Source organism: Nocardia asteroides, from assembly GCF_900637185.1.
Classification (GTDB): domain Bacteria; phylum Actinomycetota; class Actinomycetes; order Mycobacteriales; family Mycobacteriaceae; genus Nocardia; species Nocardia asteroides.
Genome location: NZ_LR134352.1, coordinates 4530367 through 4553152, shown reverse-complemented (window position 1 = coordinate 4553152; position 22786 = coordinate 4530367). Strand labels below are relative to the sequence as shown.

At 68.5% G+C, this 22786-nt stretch carries 20 protein-coding genes and 1 tRNA gene; 8 read left to right on the top strand and 13 right to left on the bottom strand.

The features are described from left to right. Window positions 1–109: 109 nt before the first annotated feature. Window positions 110–1129: an ABC-2 transporter permease gene (locus EL493_RS21305; RefSeq protein ID WP_019047355.1), complete on the bottom strand. Its 1020-nt coding sequence runs from the start codon at window positions 1127–1129 to the stop codon at window positions 110–112. A 57-nt stretch (window positions 1130–1186) separates the two neighbouring features. Between EL493_RS21305 and EL493_RS21300 the strand changes: the two genes are divergently transcribed. Both EL493_RS21300 and EL493_RS21295 read left to right on the top strand, forming a co-directional pair. Then, a complete protein-coding gene (locus EL493_RS21300) occupies window positions 1187–1618 on the top strand; it encodes a MarR family winged helix-turn-helix transcriptional regulator (RefSeq protein ID WP_019047354.1) in 432 nt (143 codons plus the stop codon). Between the two features lie 96 nt (window positions 1619–1714). Then, window positions 1715–2989, top strand: coding sequence for a glycosyltransferase 87 family protein (locus EL493_RS21295; RefSeq protein WP_051719485.1), 1275 nt, complete (start codon window positions 1715–1717; stop codon window positions 2987–2989). Between the two features lie 484 nt (window positions 2990–3473). On the opposite strand, the gene EL493_RS21290 is transcribed toward EL493_RS21295, so the two are convergent. After that, window positions 3474–3558 (bottom strand) — tRNA-Leu (locus tag EL493_RS21290). A 575-nt stretch (window positions 3559–4133) separates the two neighbouring features. On the opposite strand from EL493_RS21290, the gene EL493_RS21285 reads away from it, so the two are divergent. Then, a complete protein-coding gene (locus EL493_RS21285; protein ID WP_022566809.1) occupies window positions 4134–4622 on the top strand; it encodes an SLOG cluster 4 domain-containing protein in 489 nt (162 codons plus the stop codon). 394 nt (window positions 4623–5016) lie between these two features. On the opposite strand, the gene EL493_RS21280 is transcribed toward EL493_RS21285, so the two are convergent. Beyond that, window positions 5017–6192 carry an MFS transporter gene (locus EL493_RS21280; protein WP_019047351.1) on the bottom strand — a complete coding sequence of 392 codons (1176 nt, stop codon included), beginning with the start codon at window positions 6190–6192 and terminating at the stop codon, window positions 5017–5019. Window positions 6193–6308: 116 nt separating this feature from the next. Here EL493_RS21280 and EL493_RS21275 point away from each other — a divergent pair, with 116 nt between their 5' ends. Further along, window positions 6309–6764 carry a winged helix-turn-helix transcriptional regulator gene (locus EL493_RS21275; RefSeq protein ID WP_030202336.1) on the top strand — a complete coding sequence of 152 codons (456 nt, stop codon included), beginning with the start codon at window positions 6309–6311 and terminating at the stop codon, window positions 6762–6764. A gap of 100 nt (window positions 6765–6864) precedes the next feature. Here EL493_RS21275 and EL493_RS21270 read toward each other — a convergent pair whose 3' ends face one another. Then, window positions 6865–7461: a PucR family transcriptional regulator gene (locus EL493_RS21270; RefSeq protein ID WP_126405829.1), complete on the bottom strand. Its 597-nt coding sequence runs from the start codon at window positions 7459–7461 to the stop codon at window positions 6865–6867. 108 nt (window positions 7462–7569) lie between these two features. Continuing rightward, a complete protein-coding gene (locus EL493_RS21265; protein ID WP_019047348.1) occupies window positions 7570–8751 on the bottom strand; it encodes a serine hydrolase domain-containing protein in 1182 nt (393 codons plus the stop codon). A 172-nt stretch (window positions 8752–8923) separates the two neighbouring features. On the opposite strand from EL493_RS21265, the gene EL493_RS21260 reads away from it, so the two are divergent. Continuing rightward, window positions 8924–9529 (top strand): TetR/AcrR family transcriptional regulator C-terminal domain-containing protein, encoded by a 606-nt coding sequence (locus EL493_RS21260; RefSeq protein WP_198040975.1) that lies wholly within the window; start codon window positions 8924–8926, stop codon window positions 9527–9529. A gap of 363 nt (window positions 9530–9892) precedes the next feature. Continuing rightward, the gene (locus tag EL493_RS32765; RefSeq protein ID WP_022566812.1) at window positions 9893–11059 is read left to right on the top strand and encodes a LysM peptidoglycan-binding domain-containing protein; all 1167 of its coding nucleotides are present in this window, start codon (window positions 9893–9895) and stop codon (window positions 11057–11059) included. Between the two features lie 60 nt (window positions 11060–11119). On the opposite strand, the gene EL493_RS21250 is transcribed toward EL493_RS32765, so the two are convergent. The 7 genes from EL493_RS21250 to EL493_RS21225 form a co-directional block, all read right to left on the bottom strand. Next, a complete protein-coding gene (locus tag EL493_RS21250) occupies window positions 11120–12586 on the bottom strand; it encodes a serine/threonine-protein kinase (protein ID WP_162178126.1) in 1467 nt (488 codons plus the stop codon). Next, complete coding sequence (locus tag EL493_RS32450; protein ID WP_019047346.1) at window positions 12579–13805, bottom strand: DUF7373 family lipoprotein; 1227 nt, start codon at window positions 13803–13805, stop codon at window positions 12579–12581. Before EL493_RS32450 ends, EL493_RS21250 begins: the two co-directional genes overlap by 8 nt. Window positions 13806–13809: 4 nt before the next feature. Continuing rightward, window positions 13810–15264 (bottom strand): serine/threonine-protein kinase, encoded by a 1455-nt coding sequence (locus tag EL493_RS21245; RefSeq protein WP_019047345.1) that lies wholly within the window; start codon window positions 15262–15264, stop codon window positions 13810–13812. A 27-nt stretch (window positions 15265–15291) separates the two neighbouring features. After that, complete coding sequence (locus tag EL493_RS21240) at window positions 15292–16848, bottom strand: serine/threonine-protein kinase (RefSeq protein WP_022566814.1); 1557 nt, start codon at window positions 16846–16848, stop codon at window positions 15292–15294. Window positions 16849–16853: 5 nt separating this feature from the next. Next, a complete protein-coding gene (locus EL493_RS21235) occupies window positions 16854–18035 on the bottom strand; it encodes a DUF7373 family lipoprotein (RefSeq protein WP_022566815.1) in 1182 nt (393 codons plus the stop codon). Window positions 18036–18046: 11 nt separating this feature from the next. Continuing rightward, window positions 18047–19516 carry a serine/threonine-protein kinase gene (locus EL493_RS21230; RefSeq protein ID WP_198040974.1) on the bottom strand — a complete coding sequence of 490 codons (1470 nt, stop codon included), beginning with the start codon at window positions 19514–19516 and terminating at the stop codon, window positions 18047–18049. 219 nt (window positions 19517–19735) lie between these two features. Further along, window positions 19736–20146, bottom strand: coding sequence for a hypothetical protein (locus EL493_RS21225; RefSeq protein ID WP_197724353.1), 411 nt, complete (start codon window positions 20144–20146; stop codon window positions 19736–19738). A gap of 389 nt (window positions 20147–20535) precedes the next feature. On the opposite strand from EL493_RS21225, the gene EL493_RS21220 reads away from it, so the two are divergent. Together EL493_RS21220 and EL493_RS21215 are read left to right on the top strand one after the other, a co-directional pair. Beyond that, a complete protein-coding gene (locus EL493_RS21220) occupies window positions 20536–21222 on the top strand; it encodes a helix-turn-helix transcriptional regulator (RefSeq protein ID WP_019047341.1) in 687 nt (228 codons plus the stop codon). A gap of 174 nt (window positions 21223–21396) precedes the next feature. Continuing rightward, the gene (locus EL493_RS21215; protein ID WP_081723190.1) at window positions 21397–22149 is read left to right on the top strand and encodes an alpha/beta hydrolase; all 753 of its coding nucleotides are present in this window, start codon (window positions 21397–21399) and stop codon (window positions 22147–22149) included. Between the two features lie 9 nt (window positions 22150–22158). On the opposite strand, the gene EL493_RS21210 is transcribed toward EL493_RS21215, so the two are convergent. Then, on the bottom strand, window positions 22159–22638 hold the full coding sequence (locus EL493_RS21210) for a DUF6326 family protein (RefSeq protein WP_019047339.1): 480 nt from the start codon (window positions 22636–22638) through the stop codon (window positions 22159–22161). Window positions 22639–22786: the final 148 nt, after the last annotated feature.

Sequence of the window (22786 nt, the reverse complement as noted above, 5' to 3'; positions counted from 1 at the left end):
TTTCGGCGCAACACCCCGGCGAACCCGCCGACCAGCGCCCGGCCCCCGGATCCGGGTGGTCGGCAACGGGATTCGCCGGGGTGTGGCCGAGCTCACCCGCGGCCCGCGATCAGACGGCGACCGCCTCGCCGATCTCCTCCTCGACGGCGGCGGCCGCGACCGGCTTCGGCTGATTACGTGCCTCGTATCGCCCCGCCACGACGACGAGCAGCACACCCACCGCCAGCCAGCCGAGCAGCCCGAGCAACCGCGTCCCGAACCCGGCCGCGGACTCGAAGTACAGCAGCGACCGCAGCCCTTCGACGAAGTCGGCGCCGTTCCAGAACGCGTGCAGCGCACCGAAGAACCCGTTCTGCAACTGCGGCCCGTACACCCCGCCCGAGGTGGTGAAGTTCAGCATCACGAACAATGTGATCAGCGCCAGCGTCGTCCACCGCTTCAGGAACGTGTGCAGCCCGATGCCGATCAGGATGATGCCCGCGCTGTAGAGCCAGGCGATCCCGAACACCGCCGCGTAGTCGTGGTCGATCACGCCGAACGCCGGCCCCGCCACCAGCACTCCGATCAGGCTGACCACCAACGCCGTCACCATCCCGACCGCGGCCCGCACGCGCATCCGCAGCATGGCCCCGGCCGCACCGATCACCGCGACACTGCCGTACGCCCCCACGCTCAGCGCCACCAACAGGAAGAACAGTCCCTGCCCGGTCGGATCACCGTCGGCCTTGGCCGTGATGTCGGTGACCACCAGCGGCACGCCCTGATGATCCGACACCTGCCGGAACGCCACCTCCGCGGCCATCGCGCTGGTGTCGGAGCCCGCCGTGGCGACCAAGAGCTCGGGGTGCTGCGTGTCGGGTACGTACGCCCCGATCAGTTCACGCTCGTTCAGCGCGTCGATCGCCGCCGCGCGGTCCGGCACGGTGACGATGTCGACCTTGCTGCCCGCCTTGTCCTTCATCGTCTGCGCCAGCACCATCGCCTGCGGTGAATCTCCGACCACCGCGAGTTCGAGATGGTTCGGCGTCGGCTGATGGAACGCGCCGAGATAGGCGAAGGCCATGCCGAGGCACATCAGCAGCGGGGTGAGCAGATGTCCGGCGACATGCCGGAGCTGGGAGGTGGTCATCGACACGGTGCTCCAAACGGTTGGTAAATACAACTATTATGGTTGTAGCATACAACCATGAACCCGTCCGCGCCAAGAGCGACCGCCATCGACACCATCCAGCGCGAGCTCACCGCCTTCGCCCGCCGCGCCCGGGGCCGCGCCGCCGAGCTGCACCCCGAACTCAGCCTCGTCGCGTACAGCATCCTCGACCTGGTCCAGGAGCGGGACGGCTGTCAGGCGACCGACCTGGCCGAACAGTTCCTGCTCGACAAGTCGACTGTGAGCAGGCAGGTCGGCGCGCTCGAGCGGCTCGGCTACCTCACCCGCGAGGTCGACCCCGCCAATCGCCGCAACCACATCTTGCGCGCCACGGACGCGGGCAAAGCGGTCGCGCGCGAGGCCGAACGCCGCCGCCGAGAGGCCTTCACCGACCGTTTCGCCGACTGGACCGACGCCGACGTCGCCGCCATGGCCTCCTACCTCGTCCGCTACAACCACGGCGGCTGACCTGCCGGATCGGGCATCCGGCTGGCTATTGCGCGCGTCACCACGGCCGACGGGCGATGGCGCGGCCGGGCGGGGGAGTCGGTATAGTCGCCGCGGATGAGTAGTGACACCACCCACCCTGCGCAGCAGCGATCCCCACGCCCGATCAATCGAGCATGGTGGCTGGTGCCGGTGTTGCTCACCGTCGTGTCGATCGTGTGCGTGCGGACGCCACTGTGGCCGTTCGAACCCTATTCCGGCGGATTCATCGACCTGCAGGTCTACCGCCTCGGCATCGAGGCCATGCGCGACGGCGCCGACATGTACGGCCAACTCCCCAAGACCTCCGCGGGGATCGGCCTGCCGTTCATCTACCCGCCCTTCGCCGCCATCGCCCTGGCGCCCTTCGCGCTGCTGCCCTGGGGCGCCGCGAAGATCCTCTATGTCGTGGTCTCGGTCGCGGCCCTGGCGTGGACCCTGTTCCTGGTCGCCCGCCGCTACCACCCGAACAGCCGCCACGCCGCACTCCTGGTGACCGCGTGCGCCCTGCCCGCCGCGATGCTGCTGGAACCGGTGCGTTCGACCATCGACTTCGGCCAGGTCAACCTGCTGCTGATGGTGCTCGTCGCCACCGACTGCCTGCTCCCCAAGACCCGCTACCCGCGCGGCATGCTCATCGGCTTGGCCGCCGCCATCAAACTGACCCCCGCCGCCTTCGTCCTGTTCTTCCTCGTCCGCAAGGACTACAAGGCCGCCGCCACCGCCGCGGCCACCGGCGCGATCGCCACCGTCGTGTCCTTCGCGCTGCTGCCGGGCGAGTCCACCCGCTACTGGTTCGGCGGCCTCGGCAACGTCTCGGGCCTGAGCGGCTCGGCGTTCCACACCAACCAGTCCATCCAGGCCGTCCTGGCCCGCCTGCACGTCACCGGCCTCCCGTTCGACGCCCTGTGGCTGTTCTTCGGCGCCCTCCTGCTGGCCCTGGTCGTGGCCGCCATGCGCAAGGCCGCCGACGCCCCCGCGATCGCCCTGTCCCTCAACGCCGTCTTCACCCTGCTGCTGTCCCCGATCTCCTGGTCGCACCACTGGATCTGGATCGCCCCCGCCCTCCTGGCCATCGTCTGCCAGGCCCGCACCCTGCCCGCCCGCAGTGCCGCCGGCTGGTACGCGACCGCCCTCGGCGTCGCCGCCGTCTTCGTCATCGCGCCCCACAGCTTCCTGCCCGACGGCGAACACCGCGAGACCTCCTGGACCTGGTGGCAACACGTGGTCGGCGACACCTACGTCTGGCTCGCCGTGGCCCTGGTCGTCCTGTTTCTCGTCACCGGCCGCAAGCCCACCGCACAACCCCCGGTCGACACCCCGCCGGTCGCGGAACCGGCCCGAGCCGTCTGACCCTTCGGGCGGCCGCCCTGCGCGGCCGTGTTTCTACTCGGCCGAGGCGGCGAACCTGCGGCTACCTCTGACCGCGCCGTCACGTCAGGACACTTGATATCGACCGGGGCACCCGCCGGCCTCGTTCGAGGCCATCGGTATATGAGCCGCGCGCCTCACGAACGTAAAGCAGTGAGGGGCAGCCCTAGCCGGTCCCCAGCACCGCCAAATCCTCCGAGCATTACCCGGGTGCCCCGTGCCTATTCGGCGCACTCGATCACCCACAGCCACGCCCAAAACGCCGCCGACTCATCTCCGCGACCTCCAACGGCCACGCAGCCCGCCAGCCGTGCCACCGAGGGGGCACACAGCGGCCTCTGTATCTTCCGCTGTGCCGACGCCGGCGATAGGACAGCGGCCACCGCCAGCTTGCCTCGAGCTCGCCTAGAGAAACGAAAAACGGGTGGTCCCGCCGAAGCGGTACCACCCGTGTGGGTACTATCTGTGTCCGGAGGGGGACTTGAACCCCCACGCCCTAATACGGGCACTAGCACCTCAAGCTAGCGCGTCTGCCATTCCGCCACCCGGACTTGCTGGTGTGCCAAAAGATTATCCGACGTGGTGTCGGAATCCAAATCGCCTAGTTGACCTGGTGTTTTGTCGGAGTTGACGATGATCGTCGGAGCGGTCTCCGGCGATGCCGCCGAGTGCTTCCATCGGCTCGGCGAAGGCTCCAGGGGCGAAGCGTGTTTATCGGCCTACGTAGGCAGACAAACACGCGACGGTTGCGCCGGGCTCGGCTCGATCCTGGTCTAGCTGGCATCTCTGGCGCCGGTGTCGACGGCTTCGCGGCAGCGGTCGAGCTCTCGGTGGACGGCGCTGGTGAGCTGTTGGCGGACTCTCCAGCTCGGCTGACCGGTCCACCTGTACTGCTTCGCGCGCTGTGAGTGTGCCTGAGATGCGGTCGGATGTAGATTGCCGCATGCGGCATGCGGCATGCGGGGGTCGATGGGTATGTCTTCGCGGAGATGGACCGGCGGTCTGCCAGAATATGCTCGGTTCCAACGACTTTCGCTGTATCGGTATGACATCGAGTTCGGATCCACAGTGTGTGAGGCAGACCCGGCCGAGAGATGTCTCAGGCGCCAGGGCGGAGGATACGAGGGTGGTCGCGAGGCAGATAGCGGTCTGCGGACCGCGCGATTGCAGAGACATCGACGCCGAGCGAGCCGAGGAAGTCGGTCGGCTCCTCGCGGAGGCGGGTGTCACCGTCGTGTGCGGTGGTGGCCGCGGCGTGATGGCGGCGGTGGCTCGCGGAGCCTCTGCCGCAGGTGGTCTCGTGGTCGGGATCCGGCCGGACACCGACCGCGACGCGATATGCGATGGACTTTCGGTGGTGATCTGGACGGGGATGGGCGAGGCAAGGAATTCGATCATCGTCGAGTCGGTCGACGGCGTCATCGTCATCGGGGGCTCGCCGGGGACGCTGTCCGAGCTCGCCCTCGCGAATCGGCGCGGTGGAATTCCGGTCGTCCAGCTGGGCGGCTGGGAAGTCTTCCGAGACGGCGAGCCCGTCGACCTCGGCGCAGTCGCCGCCACGCCGACCGAAGCCGTTGCCCTCGCGCTGGGAAGAGGCGTCGACGCAATGGAATAGTGGCCCAGGGCCGAATTGCCCCAGCACATTGGGTTTTGACGAAACTGCGCAGGGCGCCGGAGGATGACAGCGCACCATGCAGTCGAGTGCTCTCGTCGTACTGGCCCGTCGGTCGACCTCGTCCGCCACCTGGATGCTGCGTGACTGTGCGCTGATCCGGAGAGCGCCCCGGACCCTGGCTCTGCTCGCAGACGAGACTGCTCGCCCGCCTCGGGTTACACGAGCGCGGGCCCCGCGCTTGACGATGCCGCAACCGCACCGCCGTCGACGCCGGAGAACGACGCGGGATCCCGTCGCAGTCGAGGCCGGCACGACCACGGCCGTGCGTTCGCAAGGAGCTGTCGCTTTGCGGCTACTTCGCCCAAACCTGGAATGCTCTGGTGGATCGTCTTCGCTACTTCGTAGGCGCTGACAGGACTGATCTCTGATCGGCGACGTCATGTCGCGTTCTCGTGACCGTGCGCCGGCTGAGTGCCCAGGTGAGTAGTGCGCAGAGCGAGAAGCCGGCGCCCAGAACGGCAGATCCCGTCCACCCTGTAGCGGAGTACACCGCGGTGGTGGTGGTCGCGCCGAGGGCGGAGCCGAGCGAGTAGAAGATCATGTAGCCGCCGATGGCGCTGCTGGTCCGGTCCGAGTAGGCGTCGGTGAGAAGACTCTGGTTGCTGACGTGGGTGGCCTGGACTGCGAAGTCCAGGACGACGACACCGACGATCACCAGCCAGAGTGACCAGCTCGCCTGCCCGGATGCGATCCAGGACAGTGTCAGCAATGCGAGTGCGCCACCGGTCACCGCGTCGGCTCTGCCTGCGTCCGCCCATCGACCTGCCCGTGCTGCCCCGAGTGCACCAGTGAGCCCGGCGATTCCGAACATGCCGATCTGGGTCGTGCTCAGCTGCCACGGTTCGGCCGCGAGCGGTAGGGCGAGTCCGCTCCAGAGCGTGCCGAACGAAGCGAAGAGGAAGAACGCGACCAGGCCCCGCGAGATGAACAGCGGCTCGCGACAGAGCTGCCCGAGCGACTTCATCACGTCGCCGTAGGTCCGGCGATTCGACCGGTGGTCTGCCGGCAGCAGCTTCAGGACGACGAGCGCGAGCATGACGAGCAGCAGCGTGAGCGTGGTGTAGACGCTGCGCCATCCCCACAGTCCGGCGAGGATGCCGGCCAGGACGCGAGCCCCCAGGATTCCGATGATGACGCCGGAGGTGACGATTCCGAGCGTGCGGCCCCGCTCCGCCGGCGCCGACAGGTCGGCGGCGAACGCGACGGTGGTCTGCACGACGACGGCGAACAGGCCGGTCACCGCAAGGCCGGTGAGCAGTATCCACGGACCAGGGGCGAGGGCCGCCACCAGCATGCCGACGGCGGCGAGGAGGAGCTGGCCGCCGATGAGCGTGCGCCGGTCCAGCATGTCTCCCAGGGGGACGAGGACAGCCAGGCCGGCCAGGTAGCCGAGCTGTCCCGCAGCGACGATCCAGCCCAGGTCGGACTCGGGCACTCCCAGGTCTCGCCCCATCTGCGCGAGCACGGGCTGGGCAACGTACATCGTCGCGACGGCGACCGCGCAGACCATCGCGAGCAGCGTCCTTCGGCCATGCGAGGGTCCCACACCTTCTCCAATCAGTAGCAATTTGCAACTGATTGGAGTATGGCAGAATGGTTTCAATCCGCAACTTATCGGGAGCCGTGATGAAACCAGCCGTGCGTTCCGGCGACGTGACATGGACCGACCCCGCATGTCCAGTGGCGCGCGCACTCGACCTGGTCGGAGACCGGTGGAGCCTGCTGATCATTCGCGACGCGATGGACGGTGCGCGGTCTTTCACCGACTTCCAGCATCGCACCGGGGTCGCGCGCAACATCCTCACCGACCGGCTTCGCCGCCTCGTCGATCACGGCATCCTCGGGCGAGAGACGGCGATATCCGGACGCCGGCAGATCTACGTACTCACCGAAGCGGGCAGAGACCTTTTCACGGTCATCGTGGCCATGCGTCAGTGGGGCGAACGGAACACCTTCGCCGACGGCGAAGCGCACTCTGCACTGGTAGACCGGAACGGCCACTCGCTGGCCCAGCTGCGCCCGACCAACCTTCACGGTGACCGCGTCGATGTCAACTCGACAACGGTCCGACGGAACACCTGATCGGCCTCCCAGGGCGACCGCGTTGTTCCCATTCGCCTTCCGCGGGTGCGGGCAAACGATCCGAGGTCATACCGTGTACCGAGGGCTACAGCCCGGGAGGTCAGCGTGTTTCGGCGCCGAGATGGTGAGCGCGTTCGGCTCGGACGAAAGCCCGGGCGGTGTAGGCGGCGAACAATCGCCACTGCGAGGCGTGAGCGACGGGCAGACCGGTCAGAGCCGAGATCCGACGCATCCGATAGTCGATGGTGTTGGGATGAACGCACAGCCGCCTAGCACTGCGTTTGCGATCGAAGCTCTGGCGGATCATCGCCGCCAGGGTGCGGATCAGCTCGGGATGCTCCTCGAGAGGTTCCAGCAGCGAGACCAACTGATCACGTCCGGGCCCGGGGCGGGTGAGCTGATACTCCAGAGCCAGCTCACCCAAGACGTAGAGCCGGGGCTCCTTGCGGAGGCGGATCGCGAGGTCGAGAAGTTCGTGGGCCGTGCCGGCGGCCTCGGCGATGGAGTCCGTCGCGGATTCGACGGCGACAGTTGTGGTCTCCTGCCGCACCGCGGCTGACAGCAGCCTGGGCAGCTCATAGATTCGGCGAGCCAAGACAGACGAGCCGGGAATCAGGATGGTGCCGTAGCTCGGACCAAGTAGCGCCGGCACCGGAAACCCGCATTCGGCGTCCAGACATCGGCGAATGGCGTTCAACTGAGCCTCGGGGATTGCCGCGGATTGTCAGCATCAGATCTCCAGTTGAGGGCCACGTCCGGTCCCGGGCTCCGGTGCGGGACCGGACGTGTTGTCATCGGATCGAGGTCATCGCTTGGCGGCAGCGTCGGCGATGGCGCGGAAAGCGTGGATGGCTTCGCCCATGGTGGCCTCGGAGTTGAGGTCTTCGCTGTTCTTGACGATCACGATGCCGTCCCTGGGCGAGACGTAGATGAACTGGCCGAGGATGCCGATCGCGGAGTAGTCGCCGCGGTCGCCGTCGCCCAGCCACCACTGGTAGCCGTAGCCATAGTTGTTCTCCGAGCTTTCGGGCTTGTCGGGGCGCAGGCTGCCCGGCTGCAGGTGCGGTGCAGAGGCATGGGTGGAGTCCTTGACCCACTGCGCGGGCACGACCTGCTTGCCGCCGGCTTGGCCGTCACGTAGATACAGCAGGCCGAACCGGGCGAAGTCGCGGACCGTCGCGTGGTAGCAGCAGTAGCCGATGGTGCTGCCTGTGTAGTCCTTGCCGATCAGTGCCGAGGTCTCCATACCGGACGGCTTCCAGATGCGGTCCTCGACATAGTCCGAGAGCGACTTGCCGGTCGCCTTCGACACGACCCAGCCCAGGACGAAAGTGTCCATGGAGTCGTAGTTGAACTTCGTTCCCGCGGGCCGCTCGCGCTTGATCTCCTTGGCCTGGTCGATCAGCGAAGTGCCGGCGACCATGCGGATCGTGGTGGCGGTCGAGCCCTTGGTGGGGTTGGTGTAGTCGGTTTCGTCGTAGGCGGTGCCTGACGACATCTGCAAGACGTTGCGGATGCTCACCCCGTTGTAGCCACTTTTCGTCAGCTCCGGGACGTACTTGGTGACCGGGTCGTCGATCGAGGCGATCCGCCCCTCCGACACCGCGACTCCCAGCGCGGCAGAGGTGATCGACTTTCCGACCGACCACGAGTTGAAGCGGCTGGTTGCCGAATAGCCGCCGAAGTAGCGCTCGTCGAGGATCTGGTTGCCCTTCATGACCAGGAATCCCCTGGTCGACGACCGCTCCAGGTAGTCGGCGACGGTATGGGTCTTGCCCTGGTAGACGTAGGTGGCATCGAGCGCTTTGAGACCCTGCGCCGTCAGCGGCTCCGGTCGGTTGGAGGCACCCGCGGTGTCGGTGAAGTAGAAGGGCACGTGCGGCAACAGGGGCAACGGCAACGCGCCCTCGGCCTGTGCGGGAGCCGCCCACGGCGCCGACAACACCGCCGCCGCCGAGATCGCGACGACCAGACTTCGCTTGAACATGTGTTCTCCGTTCCTGTGAGGTGGCCAGAATGCAACCATTTGTCACCATTGGTGTCAACAGTGGTGATTAAATGGCGGGTATGCTGACGCGATGCCGACCAGCCCTGCCGCCCCGATCCGGAAACGCGCCCCACGCGGCGGTCTCACCCCGGATCGGATCATCGAGGTGGCGATGGGAATCATCGAGGCCGACGGGTCCGATGCCCTCACGTTTCGGCGGCTCGGCACAGAACTCGGCGTCGACCACACCGCGGTCTTGCGGCACTTCCGCGGCAAGGACGATCTGATGCTGGCCTTGGCGGATCGGCTGATGACCGAAGCGCTCGCCGGAGTCGAAGTGAGCGAGGACTGGCGAGCCACGCTCAAAGGCCTGGCACAGCGTGTGAGGCTCGCCTGCCACGCGCATCCGCAGGTCGCGGTAGTTGTTTCCGGTCGCACCACCCGCCGGGCATCAGAATTCGAGGGCGCCGAGATCGTCCTCGGCGCCCTGCGGCAAGCGGGCCTGCAAGGCCGCGAAGCCGCATCGTGCTACCGGGCGCTGGTCGAAATCGCGCTGGCCTACGCCTCCATGGAAGCCACGCTGATGGCCTTACCCGCAGAAGCCATGGCCGGGGACCGCGACGCCTGGAGCCGCGAATATCTCGCCCTGCCCCCGGCCCAGTACCCCAACATCGCCGCGGTCGCGCCGTACCTGTCCGAGGTGGACGAGGAAGACCAGTTCGATATCGCGCTCGACTTGTTCATGGACGCCATCGAGGTGCGAGCCAATCGCGAGTGAAAGCCTCAGGCGTGGTCGACCTTGTCGCGGAACGACTGACGGTGCTCTCGGCACGACCGAAGGAAACGCGTGGTCGCAGTAGTGGACCCACATCTGCTCGACGGCCATCGGATCCGACAGATCGTCATCGAGGCCGATACGGGCGTAGGTGCGTCCATTCCAGCTGCCGAGCGAAGTTTCGGTGAGCATCGGCATACGTATACGCGTGCCTGTTGGACCGGTTTCCGCAGTATCTCGCCTCGCATCGGCCCGTCCTGCCGCAACGGTGTCGATATCGGCGCAATTTTCGAGTAGTCCACCACTCGGGACGATTTTGCCTGGTAATGGAATCGTCGATGCTGATCCGAGGACGAGAGGTCGATCATGGCTATCCGCTATACGGTTGCTGCACGTGACACCCTGTCGGCGCTGGCCGGGCGCTTCTACGGCGACTCGTCGCTGTATCCGGTGATCGCCGTCGCGAACCGGATCGCCGACCCGAACGTGATCAGGGTCGGTCAGGTGCTCGTCATTCCCGGGCTCACCGCCACCCACACAGTGGTCGCCGGTGACACACTGTCCGGTCTGGCCGAGCGGTTCTACGGCGACCGCGCGCGGTTTCCGCTGATCGCGGCCGCCAACAAGCTCGCGGACCCGAACACGATCACCGTCGGGCAGACCCTGATCATTCCCGACCTGACCCTCACCAAGCACAGGTTGTTCTGCGTGCCCGGCACGTGGGAAGCCGTCGCCGCCGCCAACGCCAACCCGGGCGGAATCAGCCCGTCGGACCCCATCGGCATGCTGACCGGCATCACCAACGCCCTCGACCCGCAATGGTTCGACATCGAATACGTGAACTATCCCGCCAGTTTCGGACCCGTCCCCGGCGGCGGCGACGCCCTGCTCGACGCACTGGGCCGACCGTCCTACCGCGCCTCCCGCGACATGGGTATCGCCGAACTGACCAGATTGATCAACGCGCACGAGGGGACGTTCGGCCTGCTCGGCTACAGCCAGGGCGGGGCGGTCGTGTCTCTGGTCGGTCGCGAGATCGTGTCCGGTTCGCTGCAGAGCCGCCGCGGCGACTGCCGCTGGGTACACGCTCTCGCCTCACCGCACCGCGGGCTGGGTCGCACCTTCCATCTCGGCAATTCCCTTGCTTTCCAGGGCATCTCGGGTGACAACATCACCGAGACCCATCCCATCGACTGGTTCGACTACTGCCTGCCCGGCGACATCTACGGCAACGCCGACATCGCGGGCACCTATTTGAAACAGGCCTACGACATCGCCACCGAATTCACTCTCACCGACCCGGTCGCCATGATCATCGGGATCGCCGAACACCTTGTCGACTGGGCGAACTCGGGAATTCTGGGACCGGTCGATCCCGCCCGCCTGTTCGCCACCGCGGTGGCCCTGACCAACTTCCTGCGCGACTTCCCCCACGACAAATACGGAATCTGGGACATCATTCCCGCCCGCACTGCGCTGGCCCACTCGGCCGCTCACCTCAACTACTGGGGACCACGCATCCCACCGGCCTGACGGCCCACGGCTGCCGGCAGTGACTGGCTCGAAGGTGGTGTCTGATGGCTGCGCCCGTGCCTACAGTGGGCCGTCGCGCCACCAGCGGTCGAAGATGTCCTGGCCCGAGGTGCCGCCGGTGACGGTGAGTACGCAGGTGGTCCGCGGCCCGTCGGCGAAGGTGAGCTGCAGCTCGCCGGCGGGCCGGTCCACGTCGGTGGTGTCGCTCCAGCGGACGTGGCCGCGGCCGCTCGGGCGCTGCCAGTCCTCGTCACCGATCACCGTCGCGCGCGGGGACGGCTTGAACTCCGGCGCGGGTTCGTCGGTGCCGCACTGCAGGATCAGGCGCGACACCGGGTCGCGGTTGCCGTTGCAGGCGAGCGTGTGCGTCGAATAGCGGGTTTCGCGCGCGTCGATGGTGCGCTGGTTCTCGTCGACGGGCGAGCACAGGATGCCCTGAAAGCCACTGTCCACCTGTGTTTTCGGCAGCAAGCCAGGGAACGCGTCGATCACCCACTGGTGCGCTGCCCAGGAATTCGGATCGAGCGCCACCGCCGAGGAAGTCGGTCCGGACGCGCCCGACGTGGACGAGTCACGGTTCAGCACGACGACACCCGCTACCGCGAGCACGGCCACCGCGGCCACGGCGCCCAGCGCGACGACGAGCCCACGGCGGGGGGCCCTGCGGCCGACCGGCACCGACTCCGCTTCGAGTCCCAAGGCCCTGGCCGTCGCACTCGCGAGCTCATGGCAGCTCGCGTAGCGCCGCTGCGGATCCTTGGCCATCGCGCGGGCGATCACCTCGTCGATCGCACGCGGCAGGTCCGCGACGGCGCTCGGGCGCGGGGGAGGTTCGGTCAGATGGGCGGTGATCACGGCGTCGACGCTCGCCCGCGGGAACGGCTTCGCGCCGGTCAACAGCTCGTACAGGGTGCAACCGAGGGCATAGACGTCGGCGCGCGGATCGACCACGGCTCCGCTCAGCTGCTCCGGCGCCGCGTAGGCGACCGTCGCCAGGATCGTCCCCGCCTGGGTCAGCGTCGTGCCCGCGACGGCCTTGGCGATGCCGAAGTCGGTGACGGCGACCCGATCCGGTTGTCCCGGAATCACTTCGACGAGGATGTTGGCCGGTTTGACATCGCGGTGCAGCATCCCGGCCCGATGCGCGTGATCGAGCCCGCGCGCGACACCGGTGATCAGATGCGCGACACGGGACGGGGGCAGCGCATCAGCGCGCAGGAGGGCGGCCGCGTCGGGGCCGTCGATGAACCGCATGGCGATCCACAGCTGACCGTGCTCGATGCCCCGGTCGTAGACGCCGATGATGTTGGGATGGTCGAGCTGGGCGGCGAGTTCGGCCTCGCGGACGAAGCGCGCACGGAACTCGGGGTCGGCGCCGAACTCGCCCGCGAGCACCTTGAGCGCGTCGCGGCGTGGCAGCCGGGGATGCGCGGCCACGTAGACCGTGCCCATGCCGCCGCTACCGAGCACCCGCTCGATCCGATAGCCCGCGAAAACGGTGCCCGGCGGCAGGATTCGCCTATTCACTGCGCACCAGCAACGCGTACTGCGCGGCCGCACGCTGCTGTGCGTTCGCCGGACTCCAGCCGGTGAGCGCGGCGGTGTACCTGCCGTGGAGCACGTGACAAGCAGCCTGGTGGGGCGACGCGGGGGCCGAGCGGACCTTCGTGCAATACGCATCCGGGACCCCTGCCGGGCTCTCGGCGAGCTCGGTGGGCTGTACCGCCTGCCGCTCCGCGTCGAACACCTTCCGCGCGCTGACCGCGTCCGGGAACCGCTCGAGCACATCGAAGTCGTTCATCGCGACGATCTCGATCGGGTCCTTGAAGCCGTAGTGTTTCATCAGCCGGGTCGCCCGTGGCCCGAGGACCACACCGTAGACGGACAGCGCTGCCGACCAGCCCGCATTGGTATCGACATCCGAGGCGACGACGGTCGGATAGGTCCATCGCCCCGGACCGAAGGGCAGCAGCCGTGCCTGCATGCCGTCCCGGTCCAGCGGCAGAGTGTCGAAATCCGCCGGTGGGGTCGCGCGGAAATCGCCGAGCCGGGGGATCTGCGCGTCGAACACCTTGCGCACCAAGCCCGTCAGCACCTGTTGATCGGGGCTGGTGTGCGCGGCCAGCACGCTGATGACGAACGAGCCGTGGGCAAAGGTGGCCGCCATGGTCGGCACGTTCGGACGCCAGTGCGCGAACGCGCCCGGGTACCCCTCGACGCGCACGTCGACGTTGTCCGGGCTGATCGCGGCATCGGTGGCGTTCATCTGCCTGGCGGCCAGCCGGGCGGACATGTCATCGGGGAAACGCAGCAGCAGCACCGTCAGCAAGCGCGAGGCGCCGACCTCCGGCCGTTTGCCGTACAGGTTGACATCGCTGCCGCTGACCGCGAATCCGGCCAGCATGCTGTGCGATTCGAGCGCCTCACGGACGCGCTCGGCGAGGATGCCCGCCGCGGTCAACGGCGTCGGCAGCGGCGCGGTCCGCTCCTGGACGCCGTAGGTCAGGGCGGGATCGACCTCGACGGGGTCGATCATGACTTCGCCCATGCGCACCGACTCGAGCACACGGCCGTACTTGTCGTTGCTCGCCGTCGGCGCCGCCATCGGGTCGCTGCCGTGCGACCCGACGTCCAGGGTGGCCAGGTCGACCTGCTGCGGCGCAGGTTCGCCCTGGCGCACACATCCGCTGAGCACCGTCAGCGCCGCGGCAACGGCGAGTACGGTCCGAAATCGCTGCGACACCATCGTCCTATCTCTGCCCCAGTGGCGCGTCCGGCCACCAGCGTTCCCACAACGCCGAGCCCGACTCTCCACCGGAGACCCGCAGGCGGCAGAAGTTCCGGTCGGGACCGTCGAAGATCGCGTCGAGACGGCCCATCGGGAAGCCGTCGGTGGTCGTGATGGTTCCCCAGCGCACCTTGCCCGTGTCCGCGCCGCGGGCCCACCGCTGCTCGCCCTCGATGACGATGTCGGCGGTGTAACCGGCGATCTCGGTGCGGTCGGTCCGGCACATCACCGTCACCAGCTCGGCGGGGTCGCGATCGCCGAGGCAGGACACTCCGCTGATCGCGGCCTGCTGGTCGATGGGCAGCAGGTTGCCGTCGCCGTCGGCGTGAACGCAGTCGTGCATGTCCTGGTAGCCGACGGCCGCGGGCGCGACGGGCAGCAGGCGCGGAAGCGCCTGGGCCGCCATGGCCGCCGCACCCCACGCCCCGGCGTTCGTGGCGACGCCGGTCGGCTCGGCGACCGTGACAGCGGGGTCGTCGCCGTCGGAGCCCACGGCCAGCGAAACAACCACCGCCACAGCGATTGTCGTCACGATCGCCGCGGCGGCGAACCACCAGGGCCGCCGCGGCGGCCGCGCGACGGGTGCGCACGCGGCGCGTGCCGCCGCGGCCAGCGCGCCGCAGCTCTGATAGCGCTGCGCCGGGTCCTTGGCCAGTGCCGTGGCGATCACCGCGTCCAACGCGGCCGGTACCCGGCTGTTCGCGGACGAGGGGCGCGGTGGCGGCTCGGACAGGTGCGCGTACATCACCGCCGCCGGACTGCTGCGGGGAAAGGGCACCTCCCCGGTGAGCAGCTGGTACAGCGTGCACCCCAGCGAGTACACATCGGCCCGGTGATCGACGGGGTCGCCGCTGATCAGTTCGGGTGCGGCATAGGCCAGGGTCGCGGTGAAACCCGCGTCCTCGGACAGTGTTCCGTCGCCGTCGGCCGACCGCGCGATCCCGAAGTCGGTGACCAGCACCCGATCCGGCGCGCCCGGTTCGGTGGTGAGCAGCAGGTTCGCCGGCTTGACGTCACGATGGTGCAGGCCGACCCGGTGGATCTCGTCGAGGCCGTCGGCGGCGTCGGCCAGAATCCGCAGCGCGCGCTCGACCGGGAGGGCGCCCTCGCGCCGGATCAGCTCCGCCACGTCGCCGCCGTCGACGAACTGCATGGCGATCCACAGCTGATCCTCGTGTTCGCCGCGGTCACGCACCGCGACCACATTCGGATGCTGCAGCCGCACCGCGACTTCGGCCTCGCGCAGGAACCTCGCGCGGAACTCGGCGTCGCCCGCGTGCCGCTCGGACAGGATCTTCACCGCGTCGTTGCGGGGCAGCCGGGGATGACGGGCCAGGAAGACCTCACCCATTCCCCCCGCGCCGAGCCGCCGCTCGATGCGGTAGCCGGCGAATTCCGTGTCGTCCGAAACCGTCACCGGCGCCGCCCTCCTGTTGCCACGTGATCAGAACGGCGCATTCGGCCACCACCGGTCGTAGAGGTCCTGGCCGGTCTTGCCGCCACTCACGACGACCATGCAGAAGTTGCGGGTCGGTTCGTCGAAGGAGAGCCCGATCGTGCCGATATCGCCGCTGGAGAGCGCCAAGGTCGACCAGGTGATCCGGCCGCGCCCGGACGCCCGATTCCAGGTGTGGTCACCGAGGAGCACGACCCCCGGTTCGTCCACCAGACTGTAGGGGCTCCGGTTCGTCGAACATTCCACGTAGACATCGCGAACGGGATTCTCATCGCCCGTGCATGTGATGCGGGCGATGGGATCGGGCAGCACGTCGAGATCGGCCTGCTGGGTGATGCCGTCCGCGCCCCGGGCGATGGCGGCGCAGCGGATGCCCTGATGCCCGGTTCGCGTGGGCGTGGCGGGCAGCAGCTGGGGCAGCGCGTCGACGATGAAGGAGTAGCGGCCCCAGGTCACTCCGGCCGCTGTGGTCGGCGCGGCGGGGCTCGCCGCCTGCTCGCCGCGGTCGCGGGTGAGCACCACCGCGACGGTCGTCGCCGCCACGAAGGCGACGACCGCAGCCGCGGCGGCGGCGTATCGCAGCCATCGATGTGCCTGTCGCGGAGTCTGATTCACCACTGTGGGAGCCGGCGGGGGCGCGACGGTGACATCCACGGGCGGCGGCATCGGCGGTGGGGACGCCACGACGGTCTGCTCCACCGCGACGCCGAAAGCCGCTGCCGCGGCCGCGGCGAGGGCACCGCAGGAGGAATAGCGCTCCTCCGGATTCTTCGCCATGGCGCGCGCCAGGACCGCATCGATCGGGGGCGGCAGGTCCGGTCGGCTCGCGGTGGCGCGCGGTGGTGGCGCCATCAGGTGCGCCTGCATCACCGCGACCACCGAATCCCGGGGGAACGGCTTCGCACCGGTGAGCAATTCGAACAGAGTGCAGCCGAGGGCGTACACGTCGGCGCGGTGATCGACGCGTTGCTCGGTCAGCAGTTCCGGCGCGGCGTAGGCCAGGGTCGCCACGACCGTCCCGACGGCGGTCAACGCGGTGCCGTCACCGGCCGCCCTGGCGATGCCGAAATCGGCCACGAGCACCCGCTCGGGCGCGTCGTCGGCGGGTTCGAGCAGGATGTTGGCGGGTTTCACGTCGCGGTGCAGCAGGCCGTTGCGGTGCGCCTCGTCCAGCCCACGGGCGGTCTCGGTGACGATGTGCACGGCGCGCGCCGGCGGCAGCGCCGACTCGCGCCGCAGCAACGCGGCCACATCGGTACCGTCGACGAATTCCATGGCGATCCACAGCTGACCGTCCTCGACGCCACGGTCGTACACCGACACGACGTTCGGATGGTCCAGCCGCGCGCTCAGTTCGGCCTCGCGCAGGAAGCGCGCGTGGAATTCCGCACCGGCACCGGCATTCTCGGGCAGCACCTTGAGCGCGTCGCGGCGGGGCAGCCGTGGATGCGTGGCCACGTACACCGTGCCCATACCGCCGGCACCGAGCACGCGCTCGATCCGGTATCCGGCGAAAAGCGCTCCTGGGGAAAGTGTTCCGGACATCGGCGCTACTCGCTGTTCACCAGCAGCGCGTATTGCGCCGCCGCTCGATGGTGCACGTCCTGGTAGTCGCGACTGAAGACCACCGCGACATAGCGGCCGTGCCGGAGGCGGCAGCTGAACCGGGTCATCGGCGCACCGCCCTCCCTCTCCGCGCAGTTGATGTCGACCATGCCCGCCGGCGGCGGCACCGAGGACCTCGGATCGTCCTGCTGCAGGCCCGAGAAGAAGGTGGTCGCGGTCGCCGTGTCGGCGAAGCGCAGCAACCGATCGAACCGGTTGAGGCCGGTCAATTCGGGGACCTCGGGGGCGGGGCTGGCGAAGTGGCCCGCGCGCGGACCGAGAATGATGCCGTGCGGCTGCACCAAACCGTCCCAACCCGCGGTTTCCGCGAATTCGGACGTGATGACCACCGGATACGGCCAGCGCCCCGGCGCCTCCGGCACCATGCGGCCCAGCATGCCGTCGCGGTCCAGCGGCAGGTCGGCGAAAGCCGCCGGCGGGGTGAGCGTGACATCGCGCAGCAAGGGCTGCTGCTCGAGGAAGACCCTGCCCGCCAGTGTCGTCAGAACGCCGAGGTCCGGTGTGGTGTGCCCGGCGAGCACGGTGACGACGAAGGAGTCGACGGCCATCGTCGCCGCCAGCGTCGGCACCGACGGACGCCAGTGCGCCCGCGCCGCCGGGTGGTCCGGAATCGTGACCGCGACATTGTCGGGGCTCATCGCCGCGTCGGCGGAGTCGATCTCGGTCGCCGCCTGGCGCGCGGTCGCCGCGTCGGGGAAACGCAGCAGGGTGATCTGCACGATCCGGCCACTGCCGATCGCGAACTGGCGCGTATCGCTGGCGCCCACGGTGAATCCGGCGAGCATGCCGTGTCGTTCCAGCACCTCACGAACCGGATCCGCCAGCAGCGCTGCCGCTTTGGCGGGAGTCGGCAGCGGGTCCGAGCCCGATCGCGTGCGCGGGACGTGCAGCGCGGGATCGACCCGAGCGGGATTCGCGACGAGTTCGCCGAGCCGCACCGACTCGATCACCCGGCCGTAGTGCTCGCTGCCGCGGGTGGGCGCGGCGAGCGGATACCGGCTGTACGGGCCCACATCGAGGCTCGCGGGGTCGGGTACCGGCCTCGGATCGCCGGTCACCGCGCAGCCGGTGAGGGCCGCGAGGGTCAGGCCGAGGGCGAAAGACATGCGTGCGAGTCTCACAGCGGTGCCTCCGGCCACCAGGCGGCGCGCAGTTCGGTGCCGTCGCGTGCGCCGGTGACGACGAGGTAGCAGAAACTGCGGTCGGGATCGTCGAAATACACGCGAAGGTAGCCGGTCAGCTGTGGCGCCTTCACCCGGTCGAGATAGGTTCCCCAGTGCAGATTCCCGTGGCTCGACGATCTCGTCCACTGTTCGCTGCCCTCGGCGCGATCGTAGGTGGGCGGTGGCGCGATCGGCGTACGGTCGGCGTTGCAGACCACGTCGATCGTCTTGGCCGGCTCGCTGTTGCCGAAACACAGGATTCGGCCGATCGGTACGTAGACGTCGATGGGAACGTTCTTCAGCCGGTCGTCGGTCGGGTGGCACCCCCACATCTCCTGATATCCCGCCCCGAACTGCCAAGCGGGCAGGAGCTCCGGAAAGGCCTGCACCACATACGTGTACGCACCCCACGACACCGCGTCCACGCCGGTCTGCGGACCGAGCGGGATCGCGGCGGGCGAGTGCTCGGTCCCGGTGCGGCTCAGTCCGAGGATCGCCGCCGTGGCCGCGAGCAGGACGACAGCGGCCGCGGCGCCGAACGCCAGCCGCCTGCGCCGGACCGGCGGGCGGGTGACGGCAGTGAGCCGGACCGTGCCCTGCGCCGCGGCATGTACCGCTGCGGCGAGCGCACCGCAGGACTGGTAGCGCTCGTCGGGGTTCTTGGCCAGCGCAGTCGCGATCACCGTGTCGAAACCCGGTGGCAGCGAGGCCTTGTGCAGCGCGGGTGGCGGCTCGTGCAGGTGGGCGTACATCACCGCGGCGGGGTTGTCGCGGGGGAACGGCACCGACCCGGTGAGGAGTTCGTAGAGCACGCAGCCCAGCGCGTAGACGTCGGCCCGGCGATCCACCGCTCCGCCGTTGATCTGTTCGGGGGCGGCATAGGCGAGGGTGGCGCTGATCCCGGGGCCGGTCGACGCGGTGGGCGCGTCGGCAGGTCTGGCGATGCCGAAATCGGTGACCAGGATGCGGTCGAGCCTGCCGTCCTGTTCGGCGACAAGGATGTTCGCCGGTTTCACGTCCCGGTGCAGCACGCCCTTGCGGTGCAGGGTGTCGAGGCCCTTGGCCGCCTCGGTGATGATCCGGACGGTCCGGTCCAGCGGCAGCGCGGCCGGACCGCGCCGGATCAGCTGCGCGAGATCGACACCGTCGACGTACTGCATCGCGATCCACAGGCGGCCGTCATGCTGACCGCGATCGCGCACCGCGACCAGATTCGGGTGGTTGAGCCGGGCCGCGATCGTGGCCTCGCGCAGGAATCGTTCTCGGAACGCCGGGTCGGCGGTGAGCCCGTCGGACAGTATCTTGAGCGCGTCCTTGCGGGGGAGCCGTGGATGCTGGGCCAGGTAGACCGTGCCCATCCCGCCCATGCCGAGGCGTCGCTCGAGGCGATACCCGGCAAAATTCATGCCTTCAGAAACGCTCAACTGTCTTGCTTCCCGAACCCCATCAGCGCCGGGACCCTTCCGGCGCGTGCCGGCCGCTGGGCGCGATCGCGCAGGGGCGCAACCGAAGCCGGAGACCCGGCCGACGGCCCGACTATAACCGACCGGCGGTTATGCCAGGTGCCAACCGCACCAGCCCCGCCAGGCCGAAGCCGACCACATCGCTGCTCAGGGCGTCGCCGAGCGGCACGCGTCGCAGACTCACCGGGCCGGAGGATCGCGCTTCAGCCAGCGCAGGTACCAGTCGGCGAAGCCGACGGCGAAGGGAGTGACGCCGGCGTCGCTGCACCGCCCGTCCTCCCAGAGGGTGCCGCGTTGGGGCCCGGTGAGGACCAGTCGGACCATGTATCCGCAGCCCTGGTGGGACATGTTCAGGGAACCACGAATGTGGGCTCGATCGAAGTACTCCTCTTCGGCTTCGGGAGTACCGTCGCTGCGCTCATTCCAGGATTGTGTGTGCGGAAACGCCTCGGCGAGAAACCCGGGCATCAGATCCTCCCGGCGATCGTCGTCGAGGTCGGGACGATCGAGCCGGAAGATGCCGTAGCACGGGCCCGCACCTCCGTCCCCGACTTCCAGGATGAAGGACCGGTAGTCCTCCGGCAGCGTCACACCATGCCGGGTCTCGAACGCCGTGACCTCGGATTGGGCGATTGGCTGATTCAGCCGGTATCGGTGGGATGCGGAACCGAACCGAGTGAACCCGGAATCCGCACGTGCGAGGAAGGCGAGTCGTTCGAGGATCTCCGCTCGATCCCACATCCCGATCCCACCTCCGCCGATCCGATATCCCCCGATGCCACTGATCGTGGACACGTCGAGTCTACGACGCGGGACGTCCGGGTCACGGCCGGGCGATAACGAATGACCATGGAGAGACCGCCGTTTCGCGAATACGTCGCAGCACTCCCGTGCCGCGTATATTGCAGCCGGTGCACGCGTCCGACGAGCGAGAACCCGGGATCGCGCGGTGGTCTGGCACCGGACGCCTTCGTCCCGGTGTGCTCGAGATCGAGGGCCCGCTGGGCAGTCTGCCGCGACATTCTCACCACTCCGTGCAGGTGGCCATCGCCCACCAGGGGACGTTCGTCATCGAGGATCTCCAGGGCCGTCAGCTTCGGACCAACGCGGCGATCGTTCCCGCCGATCAGCCGCACGCGTTCAGCGCCGCCGGAGCCTGGGGCGTCGTGGCGCACGTCGAGCCAGAATCCTCCCTGGGTGCCGAGCTGACCTCGCTGGTGGACGATCCATCCCACGTTCGCGCCTGGCAGCGCGCGGGACAGGCCCTGACACAGGGTCACCGCGCGTACGCGGAAGGGCGCCCGCGCCCTCCCGAAAGCACCGCGCACTCACTTCATCCGGGAGTCGCCGCCGCGCGCACCCACCTTCAGGCCGCGCTGGACTCACGACCCGTCCGGCTTAGCGACCTCGCCGCGACCGTTCACCTGTCGGAGAGCCGGCTGTCCCATCTGTTCGCCCAGGATCTCGGCATCACCTTCCGGGCTTACGTCCGATGGCTCCGGCTGCTCCGGGCCACCGCGGCGGTCGCGCAGGGGCGGACGCTCACCGAGGCGGCGCACCTGGCCGGGTTCACCGACAGCTCCCATCTCACGCGGACGTGTCGCCGAACCTTCGGTGCCCCACCCACCGCGTTCAGCACCATCCGCTGGGAGATCCAGCCGATCTAGCAGGTTGGTCCAAGCCCGGAGGCAGGAGAAGCGGACAAGCTCGAGCAGACCGGAAAGGAACTGCTCGTGACCAATTCACCCATCTCCCACTCCTTCACACCGGAGGGCGGCGGGCCCCGACTCAGCTCGTTGCGTTGGGCCCCGAGCGGGCCTCCACGGGCCAGTGTCGTCATCATGCATGGTCTCGGCGAGCACGCCGGCCGCTACGAGGACACCGCTGGGCTGTTCACTGCGGCCGGCTACTCCGTACTCGCCATGGACTACGAAGGATTCGGGCGATCCGAAGGACGCCGCGGCGATGTCCGATACCAGTCGACAGCAAGGGCTGTGGACCATCTCATCGCGCACGAGCGCGAGCGAACAGGTGGCGCACCGGTAGTGCTGTACGGCCACAGCCTGGGCGGGCTCTACGCGTTCCTCTACGCGGTGGACCGGCCTGGAACGGATGTGGCCGCGGTGGTGGTGACCGGGCCGGCGTTCGATTCGGAGCTGCGGAACCAGCGGCTCAAGCTGGCCGTCGTCAGGACGATCGGCCGCACGTTCGCCACGCTGGCCTTGCCGAACGGGCTGCGGTTCGAGCGTGTGAATCGCGATCCCGCCGTGATCGCCGCGCGGCGCGCCGATCCGCTGGTCCACGGGCGAGCGACCGCGCGCTTCGCGATCGATGTCCTGGCACAGATGGATCGGGTGGCATCGGCTGCCACCCGAGTCACCGTACCGCTGCTCGTGGTGCACGGAGACGCCGATCTGATCAATCCGGTCGCCGCCAGCCGCCAGGTGGTCGACCTCGTGCCGGCGGCGACTCTGCGGATCTGTCCCGGCACCTACCACGGGTTGGAGGAGGAACCCGAGGGCCCGGACATCCTGGCCGACGTCATCGCCTGGATCGACCGGACGCTGCGCGGCGAGAAGTCCGACGAGACCTAGCCGCTCGGTTCACGCTTGCTGCTGTGCCCGAACGGTTGCAGGGTTCGGGGTGGTCGCCGGAAGCGCGATGCGAGGCCAGGTCCAGGCGTACCGCAGGATGAGCACGAGCAGGATGACTTCCAAGACGACGCCGAGGCCGTAGAAGAGCAGCCAGGACTCACCCGTCGCGTTGAATGCCGTGACGGGGAGATACAGCGAAGCCACGACGAGGTTCGCGATGCGGCTCACCGCGGCGGGCAGCGTCGTCGAGAGCACGATCATGAAGATCGGGACAGCCATGAGAGTCAGTGCCGTGGTCGAAAAGGTCTGGGAGAGATCGAATTCGAAGACCTTGCCGTCGAGGATCTCCTGGATCACGCCGGGCGTGTAGAAGTTGAGAATGTCCACGTAGGCGTACAGGAACATGAAGCTGGTCCATGCCGCGGCGAGCTTGGCTCGCACCGGCATCGGCTGGTCTTGCAGGGCGGTGGTGGGGTGACGTGTACTCATCTTGGGCTCCCGTTGTGGGCCGGATCGGTAGGTCCACGATCGCCGAGCCCGGCGGCGGGCACACCGGCCCGGAGGTCGGACTTCGCCCGGCCGAAGGCACGAATTCGCTCTCGTACTTTCGGCGGGTACGCCGAGGCGCACCGATCCC